This window comes from Pedococcus sp. P1_H8, from assembly GCF_056405175.1.
This window is the reverse complement of record NZ_JBFUCP010000006.1, coordinates 193,296-207,134: the sequence shown is the minus strand read 5'-3', so window position 1 is coordinate 207,134 and position 13,839 is coordinate 193,296. Positions and strand designations below refer to the sequence as shown.

13 protein-coding genes are annotated in these 13,839 nt (G+C 70.9%); 8 read left to right on the top strand and 5 right to left on the bottom strand.

Annotated elements, in window-relative coordinates; all coding sequences use genetic code 11:
• The first annotated feature begins 59 nt into the window (after positions 1–59).
• A complete protein-coding gene (locus AC1DYG_RS10710; RefSeq protein ID WP_477639835.1) occupies positions 60–596 on the top strand; it encodes an NUDIX hydrolase family protein in 537 nt (178 codons plus the stop codon).
• Positions 597–753: 157 nt separating this feature from the next.
• Entirely contained in the window at positions 754–2,271 is a 1,518-nt protein-coding gene (locus tag AC1DYG_RS10705) for a hypothetical protein (RefSeq protein WP_477639834.1), read from the top strand.
• Positions 2,272–2,308: 37 nt separating this feature from the next.
• On the opposite strand, the gene AC1DYG_RS10700 is transcribed toward AC1DYG_RS10705, so the two are convergent.
• On the bottom strand, positions 2,309–3,052 hold the full coding sequence (locus tag AC1DYG_RS10700) for a lysophospholipid acyltransferase family protein (RefSeq protein ID WP_477639833.1): 744 nt from the start codon (positions 3,050–3,052) through the stop codon (positions 2,309–2,311).
• 143 nt (positions 3,053–3,195) lie between these two features.
• Here AC1DYG_RS10700 and valS point away from each other — a divergent pair, with 143 nt between their 5' ends.
• Positions 3,196–5,817 carry a valine--tRNA ligase gene (valS, locus tag AC1DYG_RS10695; protein WP_477639832.1) on the top strand — a complete coding sequence of 874 codons (2,622 nt, stop codon included), beginning with the start codon at positions 3,196–3,198 and terminating at the stop codon, positions 5,815–5,817.
• On the opposite strand, the gene AC1DYG_RS10690 is transcribed toward valS, so the two are convergent.
• The 3 genes from AC1DYG_RS10690 to AC1DYG_RS10680 form a co-directional block, all read right to left on the bottom strand.
• The gene (locus tag AC1DYG_RS10690) at positions 5,748–6,449 is read right to left on the bottom strand and encodes a hypothetical protein (RefSeq protein WP_477639831.1); all 702 of its coding nucleotides are present in this window, start codon (positions 6,447–6,449) and stop codon (positions 5,748–5,750) included. The two genes, valS and AC1DYG_RS10690, sit on opposite strands and share 70 nt — an antisense overlap.
• A 100-nt stretch (positions 6,450–6,549) precedes the next feature.
• Positions 6,550–7,161 carry a TIGR03086 family metal-binding protein gene (locus AC1DYG_RS10685; RefSeq protein ID WP_477639830.1) on the bottom strand — a complete coding sequence of 204 codons (612 nt, stop codon included), beginning with the start codon at positions 7,159–7,161 and terminating at the stop codon, positions 6,550–6,552.
• Complete coding sequence (locus AC1DYG_RS10680) at positions 7,158–8,183, bottom strand: sigma-70 family RNA polymerase sigma factor (RefSeq protein WP_477639829.1); 1,026 nt, start codon at positions 8,181–8,183, stop codon at positions 7,158–7,160. Before AC1DYG_RS10680 ends, AC1DYG_RS10685 begins: the two co-directional genes overlap by 4 nt.
• Before the next feature lie 156 nt (positions 8,184–8,339).
• Between AC1DYG_RS10680 and AC1DYG_RS10675 the strand changes: the two genes are divergently transcribed.
• From AC1DYG_RS10675 to AC1DYG_RS10655, 5 genes are read left to right on the top strand one after another with little or no spacing between them, the layout of a single operon-like run.
• Entirely contained in the window at positions 8,340–9,074 is a 735-nt protein-coding gene (locus tag AC1DYG_RS10675; protein ID WP_477639828.1) for a DUF4129 domain-containing protein, read from the top strand.
• Positions 9,071–9,592, top strand: coding sequence for a hypothetical protein (locus AC1DYG_RS10670; RefSeq protein WP_477639827.1), 522 nt, complete (start codon positions 9,071–9,073; stop codon positions 9,590–9,592). Before AC1DYG_RS10675 ends, AC1DYG_RS10670 begins: the two co-directional genes overlap by 4 nt.
• A complete protein-coding gene (locus AC1DYG_RS10665; protein WP_477639826.1) occupies positions 9,593–10,582 on the top strand; it encodes an AAA family ATPase in 990 nt (329 codons plus the stop codon).
• Entirely contained in the window at positions 10,579–11,958 is a 1,380-nt protein-coding gene (locus AC1DYG_RS10660; protein ID WP_477639825.1) for a DUF58 domain-containing protein, read from the top strand. The genes AC1DYG_RS10665 and AC1DYG_RS10660 overlap by 4 nt, the downstream gene beginning before the upstream one ends.
• Positions 11,958–12,479 (top strand): hypothetical protein, encoded by a 522-nt coding sequence (locus AC1DYG_RS10655; RefSeq protein WP_477639824.1) that lies wholly within the window; start codon positions 11,958–11,960, stop codon positions 12,477–12,479. Before AC1DYG_RS10660 ends, AC1DYG_RS10655 begins: the two co-directional genes overlap by 1 nt.
• Positions 12,480–12,504: 25 nt before the next feature.
• Here AC1DYG_RS10655 and clpX read toward each other — a convergent pair whose 3' ends face one another.
• Positions 12,505–13,779 (bottom strand): ATP-dependent Clp protease ATP-binding subunit ClpX, encoded by a 1,275-nt coding sequence (gene clpX / locus AC1DYG_RS10650; protein WP_477639823.1) that lies wholly within the window; start codon positions 13,777–13,779, stop codon positions 12,505–12,507.
• Between the last annotated feature and the right edge of the window lie 60 nt (positions 13,780–13,839).

Below are 13,839 nucleotides of genomic sequence, written 5' to 3'. Positions count from 1 at the left end.
CACCTTTCTGCCTAGACCCGATAAAGGTGAGCGGGTGCGGCGGCTGGTAGAAACAGGACATGAGCAACCTCGATCTCGACCGCAGTGAGTCCTGGTTGACCCGCGAGGAGCTCGATGCGGCACGCGAGCGGTTGCCGATCCTCTATGTCGACGCGGTCCCCGTCCGCGTGGACGAGCGGGGCGCTCTCACCGCTGTCGGACTGCTCCTGCGTGCCTCCGACGGAGCGATCAACCGCGAGCTCGTCTCGGGTCGCGTGCTCTACCACGAACGCGTGCGCGACGCCCTGATCCGGCACATCGAGAAGGACCTCGGCCCGATGGCGCTGCCGCAGATCCCGGCCAGCCCCCTGCCCTTCACGGTCGCCGAGTACTTCCCCACGCCGGGCGTGACACCGTTCCACGACCCGAGGCAGCACGCGGTGTCCCTCGCCTTCATCGTCCCGGTGGCAGGCGACTGCCAGCCGCAACAGGACGCGCTCGACCTGGCCTGGCTCACACCTGACGAGGCAGTGGCCCCCTCACTGCTCGAGGAGATGGACGGCGGCCACGGGGTGCTGCTGCGTCAAGCCCTGGCCCACCTCGGACACGCCGTCTGAACTGGCCGATCTCGGACCCGCCGGCTGACCTGACCCAGCTCCGTCAGCCGTGTGACCTGCGCCTAAGCACGATGACCTAGGGCTACACAAGGGAGATGACCAACTCCGGGCCGAACGGCTGAGGCAGATTGATCGCCAACCGGAGGAGAATGGGCGCGTGCCGTGGGAAATCGCCACATACCTCCTCGGCGCCCAAGGGGGCGTCGAGGACGATTTCTCACGACTGTATGCGGCCACGAACCCGGTGCTCATGCGCTACCTGCGCGTCACCACCGACGCGGACCCCGCTGCCCTGGCAGACCTGGCCCTCAGCGCCTGGAGCGCAGCACTGCCCCAGCTGATGGCCTGCCCTCCCGACGAGGATGCCTGGCTCGAGCTCATCATCGGCTCCGCCCGGGCAGCCGCGGCAGGCAGCCTCAGGACCGACACCGCGAGCAGCCCACCGGAGCCCGCCTCCGCGACCCCCGACGATGTGGACCACGCCATCGAGGCGCTGCGTGCGTGCCCGCCCGAGCAGGCGGAGGTGCTGGCGATGGGGCTGGTCGCCAACCTGGATCGCGATGCCACGTCCCGACTGACCGACCATGAGCCCACGGACGTGCTGGCCCTCGTGCAGAGTGGACAGGAGCGCCTGGTGATGTCGCTCGGGGAGCTGACCGCGGCCCTCCGCGCGCCGGGCCGCGACGGCGAGGTGGCCGACGTGCGGCTCGTCACCCCGCTCATCACGGCAGCCCTCACGGGTCCCGCACCGACTGCGGATGTTCCCACCCGCGCGGCGCCGGCCACCACCATCGCGACGGCCACACCCGCGGCGGTCGGGGCGCTGGCCGCGCCCTCGGTTGGTCCCTCGGAGACACCGTTGGCCCAGCTCCTGGGGCTGGAGGCAGCCACCGCCGCATCCTCCCCGGCGATCGCTCCGACGATCTCCCTGGCTGCTCTCGGGTCCGCGACGGGGGCCCTCAGCCGGCCGGCGCGCGTCGGCGTGGGGGTGGGCGTCTGGGGGCTCGCCGTCGGCGGCGTGGGCATGGCGGCCGCGATGAGCGGTCTGGTCACCGTGGCCATCGATGGCCTCTTCGGCGATCAGCGCGGGGGTCCGCTGGTCACGGCACAGGGTCCGGCCCGACCGGGGACACCGTCCTCGGGTGGCGGCGTGACGACGGACAAACCCACGGTCGCACCAGCGCAGCCCGGCACGAGCCAGCCACCGGGAACGAGCAGCGGCAGGACACCTCAGTCCGTGACGGTGTCGGGACGGTCGACGGGTATCGCGATCGTGCTGGCGTCGTTTGTCCCCCAGAGCCCGACACCGTCGACGCCCACCGAGGTCCCGACTCCCCCGACCACGCCGCCGACCACTCCACCCACCACCCCGCCCACCACCCCGCCGGTCGCCCCGCCGCCGGTGAACGGCCCAGGGGTGTCAGAAGGCAACTCCCACGGCAACGGCACTGCCACGGCGCGAGAAGCCCGCAAGGTCATCCGCCAAGCCAGGGCGACCGCCAGGGCCACCGACAAGGCCGCCAACGCCGCTGCCAGGGCCGAGCGCAAGGCCACCGACAAGGATCACGGCAAGGGCAAGAAGCTGGGCCACGACAAGGCCAAGGCCAACGGCAAGGCCCTCGGGCACGACAAGGCCAAGGCCAACGGCAAGGCAGTCGGCCACCAGAAGTCCTGAGCCCCAGGCACCGACGACGCCCGGAGCCGCACGACGGTCAGGTCGCGCGGCGACGACGGCGGTCGGCGACGTCCATCGCGTCGGCCTCCTCTGGGGTCGGCGCAGTGCCGCCCAGGCGGGTCGGCAGCAGGTGTCGCTCGGAGTCGGGCCACGCGGGATAGACCGCTTGGTCCGCGCGCAGCTGGGCGTCCATGACTGCCCTGACCCGGGCCGTGGCCTCCACCGCGTTCTCGTCGGGGCCGACCACGATGGGAGGGCCGACAGTGATGAGCAGCGGGATGCCGTGCCGGCCCATCCGACGGGGCTGACCCTTGGTCCAGACCCGCTGCGAACCCCAGATCGTGGTCGGCAGGACCGGCACGCCGGCCTCCTGCGCGAGCCGCACGGTGCCGGACTTGAAGGCCTTGAGCTCGAACGACCGCGAGATCGTGGCCTCAGGAAACACCCCGATGATCTCGCCGGCGCGCAGCGCGTCGCGCGCAGCGTCGAACGAACCCAGGCCCGCGTCGCGGTCGACCGGGATGTGGTGCATCCCCTTCATCAGGGGGCCGGCCACCGGGTTGGACCAGATGGACTTCTTGGCCATGAACCGCACGTAGCGCCCGGCGTGGACACCGGCCAACCCGGCATAGGTGAAGTCGAAGTAGCCGGTGTGGTTGATCGCCAGCACCGCTCCCCCGTGCCTCGGCAGGTGCTCGGTGCCCTTGACGGTGATCTTGAGGCCCTGGGCGGCGAACAAGAGGCGGGCGAACCCGATGACAGGGGTGTAGACGGGTTCCATGGGGCAACCCTAGGGGTGGGGCGGGTGAAGCAGGCCCGCGGAGCGGGCAGGGCGAGCGGTCGTGGGCCGCGCACGCGTCGCTCACCCCGGCATACCCGCAACCAGTTGGTCACCCGGTGTGGGGGGATGGGAAGATTCACGCCATGACCGATGCACTCACCACGTCCGGCGCCGCCACGATCCCCGACAAGCCCTCGATCGACGGGCTCGAGGACAAGTGGGCGCAGGTATGGCGGGACCAGGGCACCTACGCCTTCGACCGGGTGACGGCGCTCGGAAAGGGTCGCGCGGCGGTCTTCTCGATCGACACCCCGCCCCCCACCGCGAGCGGCAGCCTGCACATGGGGCACGTGTTCTCCTACACCCACACCGACTGCATGGCGCGCTACAAGCGGATGCAGGGCCTCGAGGTGTTCTACCCGATCGGCTGGGACGACAACGGCCTGCCCACCGAGAAGCGCGTGCAGAACTACTACGGCGTGCGCGGCGACGCCTCGCTTCCCTACGCCCCGGACTTCGAGCCGCCGCACCGCGGTGACGCCAAGAGCCTCAAGGCTGCCGACACGCTGCCGATCTCGCGGCAGAACTTCATCGAGCTGTGTGACGAGCTCACCGTCGAGGACGAGAAGGCCTTCGAGTCGCTGTTCCGGCGGATGGGCTTCAGCCTCGACTGGGACATCAGCTACCGCACCATCGACGACCACTCGCGGGCCACGGCCCAGCAGGCGTTCCTGCGCAACCTCGCGCGTGGTGAGGCCTACCAGTCCGAGGCACCGGGACTGTGGGACGTCACCTTCCAGACGGCGGTCGCCCAGGCCGAGCTGGAGGCGCGCGACTACCCCGGCGCCTACCACCGCGTCGCCTTCCACGGCGCCGACGGTCCGATCTACATCGAGACGACCCGGCCCGAGCTGATCCCGTCCGCGGTCGCGCTGATCGCCCACCCCGACGACCAGCGGTATGCCGGCCTGTTCGGCTCCACGGTCCGCTCACCGCTGTTCGGGGTCGAGATCCCCGTGGTCGCCCACCCGGGCGCCGAGCCCGACAAGGGCGCCGGTATCGCGATGTGCTGCACGTTCGGCGACCTCACCGACGTGCTGTGGTGGCGCGAGCTGCAGCTGCCGACCAGGTCGGTCATCACCCGCTCGGGCCGGATCCAGGCCGAGGTGCCGCAGTGGCTGGTGGGTGGTCCGGGCGAGCAGCTGTTCGCCGAGCAGGTCGCGACCAAGACCACCTTCAGCGCGCGCGAGGCGATCGTGGCTGCGCTGCGCGCGTCCGGGGACCTCGACGGCGAGCCGAAGCCCACCCAGCGCAAGGCCAACTTCTACGAGCGGGGCGAAAAGCCGCTCGAGATCGTCACCTCGCGGCAGTGGTACATCCGCAACGGGGGGCGCGACGCCGAGCTCAACGCCGAGATGATCGAGCGCGGACGCCAGGTCTCGTTCCACCCGGCGTTCATGCAGGCCCGCTACGAGAACTGGGTGAGCGGGCTCAACGGCGACTGGCTGATCTCGCGCCAGCGGTTCTTCGGGGTGCCCATCCCCGTCTGGTACCCCCTCGACGACAACGGCGACCCGGTCTTCGACAAGCAGCTCGTGCCGGCCGAGGACCAGCTGCCGGTCGACCCGGCGGCCCAGGCTCCCGAGGGCTACGACGAGTCCCAGCGCGGTCAGGCAGGTGGCTTCGTCGGGGATCCCGACATCATGGACACCTGGGCGACATCCTCGCTGACGCCGCAGATCGCCGGCCGCTGGCGCGACGACCCCGAGCTGTTCGCGGGCGTCTTTCCCATGGACGTCCGACCCCAGGGGCACGACATCATCCGCACCTGGCTGTTCTCGACCGTCGTTCGGTCGCACTTCGAGTTCGGCTCGGTGCCGTGGCGCAACGCCGCCCTGTCCGGGTGGATCCTCGACCCCGACCGCAAGAAGATGAGTAAGTCCAAGGGCAATGTCGTCACGCCCGAGGACGTCGTGAAGGAGCACAGCGCCGACGCCGTGCGCTACTGGGCGGCCAGCGGTCGCCTCGGCGCCGACGCGGCCTACGACACCGGCCAGATGAAGGTTGGCCGTCGACTGGCGATCAAGATCCTCAACGCGACCAAGTTCGCGCTGTCGTTCGGGGATGTTTCGGGCGACCTGCAGGCTGCCGTCACCAACCCGCTCGACCGGGCCATGCTGGCGCAGCTCGGTGACGTCGTGGCGAAGGCGACGGCAGGGTTCGAGGGCTGGGACCACACGCGCTCGCTCGAGGTGAGCGAGACGTTCTTCTGGACCTTCTGCGACGACTACCTCGAACTCGTCAAGGACCGCGCCTACGGTGGTCAGGGCGACGCGGAGGCCGCGTCGGCCAGGGCCGCCCTGCGCATCGCCCTCGACGTGCTGCTGCGCCTGTTCGCGCCGATGCTGCCCTACGTCACCGAAGAGGTGTGGTCGTGGTGGCACGAGGGTTCGGTCCACCGTGCCTCCTGGCCAGCGACCGCGGACGCCTCGGCCGGGGCCGGTGGCGACGCCGGCCTGCTGACGGCCGTCGGAGAGGCCCTGGCTGGCGTGCGCAAGGCCAAGTCGGAGGCCAAGGTCGGCATGCGTGCCGAGGTCGCCTCGATCGTGCTGGCCGGCTCGAGCGAGTGGACCGGGCGGGTGCGCCTCGCCGAGGCCGACCTTCGAGCGGCGGGCCGGATCACCGGCACCGTCGACTACGCGGAGGCCGAGATGCCCGAGGTGCGCGACGCCGAGCTGATCCCGGTGGAGAAGCCGAAGGCCTGAGCTCGACGAGTTCCGTTCGGCTGCACCGTGATCCAGGGAACGTCCCACCCCGCGATCCGCAGCTCACGGCTGGCGAAGCGTCCCTCGTCGAGCATGGTCACCTGACCGGTCGCGGGGTCGTAGACGTCCAGGACGCGGTCACCGTCACCCGGCAGGACGAGGGTGACGTGTCGCGGCAGCAGACCGTTGCCGATGTAGAGCAGTCCGGGCTCACCGTCGGCCACGACCTCGACGAGCCGCGCGTGCGCGTCTCGTAGACCCCCGCTGGTCAGCTGCCGCACGGTTCGCTGCTCGTAGTCCGTGCCCTTTCGCGAGGCCCCGAACTCCAGCTCCTTGCGGGCGCCCCACGGGGGCGTGCCCAGCGCGCGCGGCCAGGGCACGTTGAGACGACCGCCGCCGGAGAACAGGCGGTTGGTGCGCCGCATGACGACGCGCTCGTAGGCCGCGAAGCGCTCCTGCTCGGTCGCCCCGGCCGGTGCGTCGCCCCGCGGGCCCTCGCCCGTGGTGATCCAGCGGGCAAAGGCCGGGTTGACCAGCATCCGGGCGACCGTGAGGCAGGCGGATCCGCAGGTCACCGGACTCTGCTGGATGGGGCCGATGTCACCGCTGCGCAACCGGAACCCCGAGGTCATGGCCCCATCCTCGCGGGTGGGGCCGCAAACTTCTACCGGGCCGGCTCCCACCCCGGGCGCCAGCACGGGCGCCGGCTCGGCCGCCCGCACTGGTCGGGGTTCACCACCGTGCCGACCGGCCGGAGTGGGCCAGCAGCCGGGTCGTGGGCGTCGCCCAGTCCGATACCTCCACGGGCACACCGAAGCGGAACGGACGGTCGGCGGCGGTGATGTGGTCGCGTGCCACCGGCCACAGATCCATGGCCAGTTCCGGCGGGATCGCCCTCGGTCGAGCGATCGCCTCGGCGACGTCCCACCCGTGGAGGGTGATCTCGAGAGCCCCAACCGCCCCGAGCAGCTCACGGGGCAGGCTGACCTCGGCCAGGTCGATGGAGAAGTCCGCGGCCCCGCCGCGCACCGGCTGCCAGTGGCCGAGCAGTCCCCGCGCCCGGAGGCAGATGCTGTCGAGGAGGTCGGCGCCCTCGGTCGGCGGTTCGGAGGGCACCAGGCTGAGCGAGGTGGCCCGGGCTGCGGCCGCCATCGCCTCGAGCGAGTCGTCCATGTGGCCCAGCAGCTCTCGCAGCAGCCACCCGTGGCAGGGCGTCGTCCGGTCGAGGTCGCCTTCGGTCACCAGGACGAGGCTGGCGCGCGTGTACGCGATGGCCCGTTCGAGCAGCTCCACTGCGCTGGGCGGCCGGCTCTGACCGGTCGCGGCGGGCATCTGCGGCCTCACGAGGGACCGGTGTAGCCGGCCGGTAGCGAGGCGGGCAGGCCGAACTTCTCGAACAGGGCGGCGTCGAAGAACGCCGCGACGTGGCTGACCTTGCCCGCTCCATCGAGCGTGAGCACCTGGAGGTGGAACGGGGTGAACGAGCCATCGGGCTGACGCATGTAGAGACCGAACGCCGGCTGGCCGTTGGCGCTCGTCGCGACCATCGGCATGTCGTGCTCACCACCGGGGCACTGCGTGTCGATCAGCCGACCGATGTTCTCGGCCCCGAAGTACCAGCCCGTGAACGGCGGCATCTCCCACACCGCATCTCGCGTGAGCATGCCGACGATCGCGGTGATGTCCTTGTCCCAGAACGCCTTCACGTAGCGGTCCAACATCTCCTGCTGCTGCGGGTCGAGCTCCGGCTGCACGTCGTCCTGGGTGACTCGAGCCTTGGCCAGCTGGGCGTGGGCGCGCTGCAGCGCGCTGTTGACCGCGGCCTCACTCGTCTCGAGGGCCTCGGCCACCTCGGAGGCCTTCCAGCGCAGGACGTCGCGCAGGATGAGCACTGCGCGCTGGCGGGCCGGGAGGTGCTGGAGGGCCGCGACGAACGCCAACCGGATGCTCTCGCGCTGCGCGACGATGGCGGCCGGGTCGGACGTCTCCCCCGCAACCAAGGGGTCTGGTGCCGGCTCCAGCCAGGACACCTCGGTGGACTCCACCAGCTGGTCACCGGCATTGCTCGAGGGGGTCCCCAGGCCCGCAGGCAGCGGCCGACGGTCCTTCCCCTCGAGCGCCGTGAGGCAGACGTTGGTGGCGATCCGGTAGAGCCAGGTCCGCACGGACGAACGCCCCTCGAACGCGGCATAGGCCCGCCACGCCCTCAGGTAGGTCTCCTGGACGAGGTCCTCCGCGTCGTGGATCGACCCCGTCATGCGGTAGCAGTGGGCCGTGAGCTCGCGCCTGAAGCCGTCGGTAGCCTCGGGAAAGTCCTCCACGGCAGGCCGCTCGCGCACCTCGGTCATCGGGTCCCCTTCCGTCATCCGACCAGCCATGATCCGACCGGCTGGTCCAGCCTAGGCACACCAGTGCCACATGGGGACAGACCCGGCGGGGGTGCAAAACTCATCGCCGCGTAACGAAGTGTGCACGGATTGGGGCGGTTCGCTCGCCACCGAACGCGAGGATCCCTAAGGTCGATGACCGTGACGCGACGTGGACTGGGCCTGGGCGTGGGGACGGTGGCAACGCTGTTGCTGGCGGCCTGGGTGTCCGCGGCAGGACCGGTCGGGATCTTCGCGCGGCAGGACTTCTCGGGCCCCGAATCCAGTGCTCCGGGCGAGGAGTACGGGCCCGGACCCATCCCCTCGGCCACCAACCAGGGACTGAAGGCCGCGCCTGTCCGGACGAGCGACCCCTGGCTGGTGAGCCTGGTCAGCTTCGCCATGAAGCTGGTGCTGGCGGTGGTGGTGATCGTCGTGCTGGTGGCCATCGGACGGGCGCTGCGCGATCGCTGGACGACCCGGGCCGATGCCACGGCCCCGCAGGGCACGGTCGACGTCCTCCCCGAGGTGCTGCTCGAGGGCGCCCGTGAGGGCGTCCAGCTCCTCGCGCGAGGCACCCCTGCCAACGCGGTGATCGCCGCGTGGGTGGCCCTCGAGGACGCCGTCCGCAGCGCCGGGGTGAGGGACGACGACTCGCGCACGTCCGCCGAGCTCGTCAGCACGGTCCTGCGCTCCTACCGGGTCGACCGAGCGCCGCTGGACGCGCTGGCCGCGCTCTACCGCGAGGCGCGGTTCTCCCGTCACCCGATCACCGAGGACCAGCGCACGGCGGCGCGCGAGGCCCTCGTCCAGGTGCAGTCAGAGCTCCAACGGACCGTGGCCCAGCTCGCGCAGGCCACGGCCGACCGAGCCAGGGCGACCGCACGGTGATCCGCCGACTGGCCAACCTGGCGCCCGCCCGGCTGATTCTCGTGCTCCTCGCGGTGTGCGTGGCAGTGGGCGCCCTCGCGGTCTCCGTGCCGGCGCTCGGCAACGCGGGGATGCTCCTTGCCGCGCTCGGCCTGCTGGCGGCCCTCGCCGTCCTCGCCCAGTGGCTGTGGCAGTCACGGCAGTCGACGGACTGGGACAACTCGTTCACCGAGTCCGCCCCGCCGCGCGGCGCCGACTCGCGGATCAGCCGGCTGGCAGTCGACATCCGTGATGCGGGTTCGGGCGATTCCGCCTCCGCCACCCGACTCCATACCGCGCTGAACGCCCTTGCCGTGGAGAGACTTCGGGACCGCCGCGGCCTCACCCTCGCTGACGGCCGCACCGCTGAGCACGCAACCGGCGACGACGCCACCACCGCGCTGGGACCCCAGCTCGCGGCATACCTCGCCGGGTCCCCGACCACTCGCGTCACCGCCGCCCAGCTCGCGGCGTTCATCACCACTCTGGAGGAGCTCTAAGTGACCCTGACCCTCGACCAGGTCGCCACCCGCGCGACCGCCATCCTCGCCGAGGTCGAACGCGCCGTCGTCGGCAAGCGGCAGAGCCTGGAGATCGTCCTGTCCGGCATCCTGGCCGGTGGTCACGTGCTCATGGAGGACTTCCCCGGCTTGGGCAAGACGCTGGCGGCGCGGTCCTTCGCGCAGGCGCTGGGGCTGGACTTCGCGCGGGCCCAGTTCACCCCCGACCTGCTTCCCAGCGACCTGACCGGGTCCTTCCTGTATGACCAGCGCAGCCACGAGTTCTCGTTCCGCAAGGGACCGCTGTTCACCGGGCTGCTCCTGGCCGACGAGATCAACCGGACACCCCCGAAGACGCAGTCGGCCCTGCTCGAGGCCATGCAGGAGGGGCAGGTCACGGTCGAGGGCGAGACGTTCGCGCTCCCGAAACCCTTCCACGTGCTCGCGACGGCGAACCCCGTCGAGTACGAAGGGACCTATCCCCTGCCGGAGGCGCAGCTCGACCGGTTCCTGCTGCGGGTGAGCTTCGGCTATCCCAACGCGGCCGACGAGTGGGAGGTGCTGAAGCGACGGATGGCGCGCCAGCAGGAAGCGCAGGAAGTCGCCGCCGTCACCGACGGGGCCGGGCTGATCGAGATGCAGCGGGCGGTCGAGACGGTCACCGTCGACGAGGGCGTCGGCCAGTACTGCGTGCGTCTGGTCGCGGCCACGCGCACCCACCAGAACCTCCTGATGGGCGCCTCACCCCGCGCCTCGCTCGCGCTCCTGCTGACCTCGAGGGCGTATGCCGTGCTGCGTGGCCGTGACTACGTCACGCCCGAGGACGTCAAGGCTGTGGCCCACGCCTGCCTCGACCACCGCGTCACCGTCCGCCCCGAGCTGTGGATGAACGACGTCTCCGCCGCCAGCGTCGTCGACAGCGTGCTGTCCTCGGTGCCCACGCCGACGGCCACCGCAGTGGGGCCGCGGACCGGTTTCGAGCGTCCGTGACGCCCGCTCCCGGACGACGCCTGGAAGCGCGCTGGCGAGTGACGTCGGCGCACCTCCGGGCGCTGCTCCTCGGGCTGCTGCTCGTCGGCGTGGGCGTCGTGCTGCGCCGACCCGACGCCTTGGTGCTCGGGACGCCGCTGCTGCTCGTGGGGCTGTGGTCGACCGCAGGACGACCGGCAGGGTCACCTCTGGTGCACGCCACCGTCGCCCATCCGTTGCTGCGCGAAGGCCAGGCCACGAGATGGGTCGCGACCATCACGCCGGGCCCCGGCGTCGAGGAGGCGGGCCTGGTCCTGCTGCCGACGCCACACACGACGTACACCCCCGGATTCCGTGCCGCTGCAACCGCGTTCGACGCCCACAGTGCTGGGCCGACGTCCCTCGAGGTCGTCTGCCAGAGCACTCGCTGGGGTCATCGTCCGCTGGGGCCGGCGACCGTGGCCGTGAGCGGGGCGTTCGGCGCCTTCCGCTGGGAGCCGGAGGCCGTCTCCCTGCCGGCGATCCCCACGGTGCCACTACCCGACACCTTCACGGCCCGCGTGCCCGTCCCGCGTCCCGACGGCCTCGTCGGACAGAACCGCTCGCACCACCCGGGTGAGGGCGGCGAGCTCGACCAGATCCGCCCGTTCCGCTTCGGCGACCGGTTGCGCCGGGTGCACTGGCCGGTGTCGGTGCGCACCGGAGAGCTGCACGTCACCGCGACCCACGCCGACCAGGACAGCGAGATCCTGCTGCTCGTCGATGCCATGAACGACATCGGCCGCAGCGAGGGAATCGGCGGGTCGAGCAGCAGTCTCGACAACGCCGTCCGGGCAGCCGGGGCCATCGCCGAGCACTACCTGCGGACCGGTGACCGGGTCGGGTTGCTCGTGCTCGGCGCCAAGGACCTGCCGCACGTCAAGGCCGCCGCCGGGAGCAACCACCTGCGCCGCCTCCTCGACATCCTGGCCCGGGTCCGCGTTGCCGACAGCACGGTCAGCGACGAGAAGCGGTTGCGCTCGCAGCTGCGCCACCACGTGTCAGCCGGGACCCTCGCGGTCATCCTCACGCCCGCCATCTCCCCTGCGATCCTGGCCCACGCGGTCTCCCTGTCACGGCGCGGGATCTCGGTCGTCACCGTCGACACGTTGCCGGCCGACCTCGCCCGACCGGACATCCCCGAGGCCTGGCTCGCACAGCTGTCGCAAGCCGCCGGCGACCAGCCCACCGAGACCCGCCTGGCCTGGCGGCAGCGGCTCCTCGAACGCAGCCACGAGATGAGCCGGGCCCGTCAGACGGGTGTGCCGATCGTTCCGTGGGCCGGCCCCGGGACCCTCGACCTCGTGCTGCGCGACCTCGACCGCCGCTCCCGCGCGCCCAGGGTGGTGAGTCGCTGATGTCACGTTCCCAGCTCGTGCTCCGTGGGGTGCTCGCCGTCGCCTCGCTGGCCCTGCTCGCGCTGACGCTGGCCGCGTCCCCCCATCCGATCGTCGTGGCCGCGGTGGTCCTCATCGCGCTGACGGTCTACGCGGCGGTCGAGCCGGACTCCGGGCTCGTGACGGTCCTGCTCGGTGGCCACGCCCTGCACTGGCTCGCGGCCGTACCCGTTCCGGGCAGCACAGCGGCCTGGCTGGGCCTGCTCGCCGCAGCCTGGGCGGGCCTGGTCCTGCACCTCACCGCGAGCCTGACCGCCAGCCTGCCCGGGGCCGTACCCGTCCCGAGCCTCAGCCTGCGGCGGTGGGCCCGTCGTGGCGCCATCGTCGTCGCCGCGACGCTCCCCTTCTGGGCCGTGGCGATGCTGTCCGGCCAGGAGGCGGTGGAGGGCGAGGTGTCGCTGACGTATGCCGCGATCGCAGCAGTCGCGCTCCTCACCTTCAGCGTCTGGCTGCTCAGCCGCGAGGACAACCCCCGCCCCTGACCGGTGGTGGCCCGGGCGGGCTGGATCAGGCGGAGCGCTTGCGGGTGCGCTTGGGTTCCTCGTCGCGCCGCACGATCGTCGGCAGCACGTTGTCGAGGACGACCTCGCGGCTGACGACGACGCGGGAGATGCCCTCGTCGCTCGGGACGTCGAACATCACCGGCATCAGCACCTCCTCCATGATCGCACGCAGGCCACGGGCGCCGGTGCCGCGCTTGAGGGCCTGGTCGGCGATGGCCTCGAGGGCGTCGTCGGTGAACTCGAGCTCGACGTTGTCGATCTCGAACATCTTCTTGTACTGCTTGACCAGCGCGTTGCGGGGCTGGGACAGGATCGTCACGAGGGAGGCCTGGTCGAGCGGGCTGACCGTGGTGATGACCGGGAGACGGCCGATGAACTCGGGGATGAGCCCGAACTTCATCAGGTCCTCGGGCATCACCTCGTGGATCGAGTCGGCCAGGTCCTTGGGGTTGTGCAGCTCGGAACCGAAGCCGAGGCCCTTCTTGCCGTTGCGGGACTCGATGAGCTTCTCGAGGCCGGCGAACGCACCACCCACGATGAACAGCACGTTGGTCGTGTCGATCTGGATGAACTCCTGGTGCGGGTGCTTGCGACCACCCTGGGGCGGGACCGAGGCGGTCGTGCCCTCGAGGATCTTGAGCAGCGCCTGCTGGACGCCCTCGCCGGAGACGTCGCGGGTGATCGACGGGTTCTCGCTCTTGCGGGCGATCTTGTCGACCTCGTCGATGTAGATGATCCCCGTCTCGGCCTTCTTGACGTCGTAGTCCGCGGCCTGGATGAGCTTGAGGAGGATGTTCTCGACGTCCTCGCCGACATAGCCGGCCTCGGTCAGGGCGGTCGCATCCGCGATGGCGAAGGGGACGTTGAGCATCTTGGCCAGCGTCTGCGCGAGGTAGGTCTTGCCACACCCTGTCGGCCCGATGAGCAGGATGTTGGACTTGGCGATGTCGACCGACTCGGCGTCCTTCTTGCCGCCCGCCTCGCCGGCCTGGATCCGCTTGTAGTGGTTGTAGACCGCGACGGCCAGGGACCGCTTGGCCACGTCCTGGCCGACCACGTAGTTCTCGAGGAACTCGAAGATCTCGCGCGGCTTGGGCAGCTCGTCGAGGCCCAGCTCGGAGGACTCGGCGAGCTCCTCCTCGATGATCTCGTTGCACAGGTCGATGCACTCGTCACAGATGTAGACACCCGGACCGGCGATGAGCTTCTTGACCTGCTTCTGGCTCTTGCCGCAGAACGAGCACTTCAGCAGGTCGCCGCTCTCTCCCATGCGTGCCACGCGAAGTCCTCCGGTCTGTCTGACGAATCTGCCTGGCGGTGCACCGTCCACCTCGGACGG

What these genes read in the sequence shown, in the direction of transcription:
- AC1DYG_RS10680 (WP_477639829.1), bottom strand. Translation starts at nt 8,183, where the DNA reads ATGACGGAAGGGGACCCGATGACCGAGGTGCGCGAGCGGCCTGCCGTG.
- AC1DYG_RS10700 (WP_477639833.1), bottom strand. Translation starts at nt 3,052, where the DNA reads ATGGAACCCGTCTACACCCCTGTCATCGGGTTCGCCCGCCTCTTGTTC.
- AC1DYG_RS10690 (WP_477639831.1), bottom strand. Translation starts at nt 6,449, where the DNA reads ATGACCTCGGGGTTCCGGTTGCGCAGCGGTGACATCGGCCCCATCCAG.
- AC1DYG_RS10675 (WP_477639828.1), top strand. Translation starts at nt 8,340, where the DNA reads ATGACCGTGACGCGACGTGGACTGGGCCTGGGCGTGGGGACGGTGGCA.
- AC1DYG_RS10655 (WP_477639824.1), top strand. Translation starts at nt 11,958, where the DNA reads ATGTCACGTTCCCAGCTCGTGCTCCGTGGGGTGCTCGCCGTCGCCTCG.
- valS (WP_477639832.1), top strand. Translation starts at nt 3,196, where the DNA reads ATGACCGATGCACTCACCACGTCCGGCGCCGCCACGATCCCCGACAAG.
- AC1DYG_RS10710 (WP_477639835.1), top strand. Translation starts at nt 60, where the DNA reads ATGAGCAACCTCGATCTCGACCGCAGTGAGTCCTGGTTGACCCGCGAG.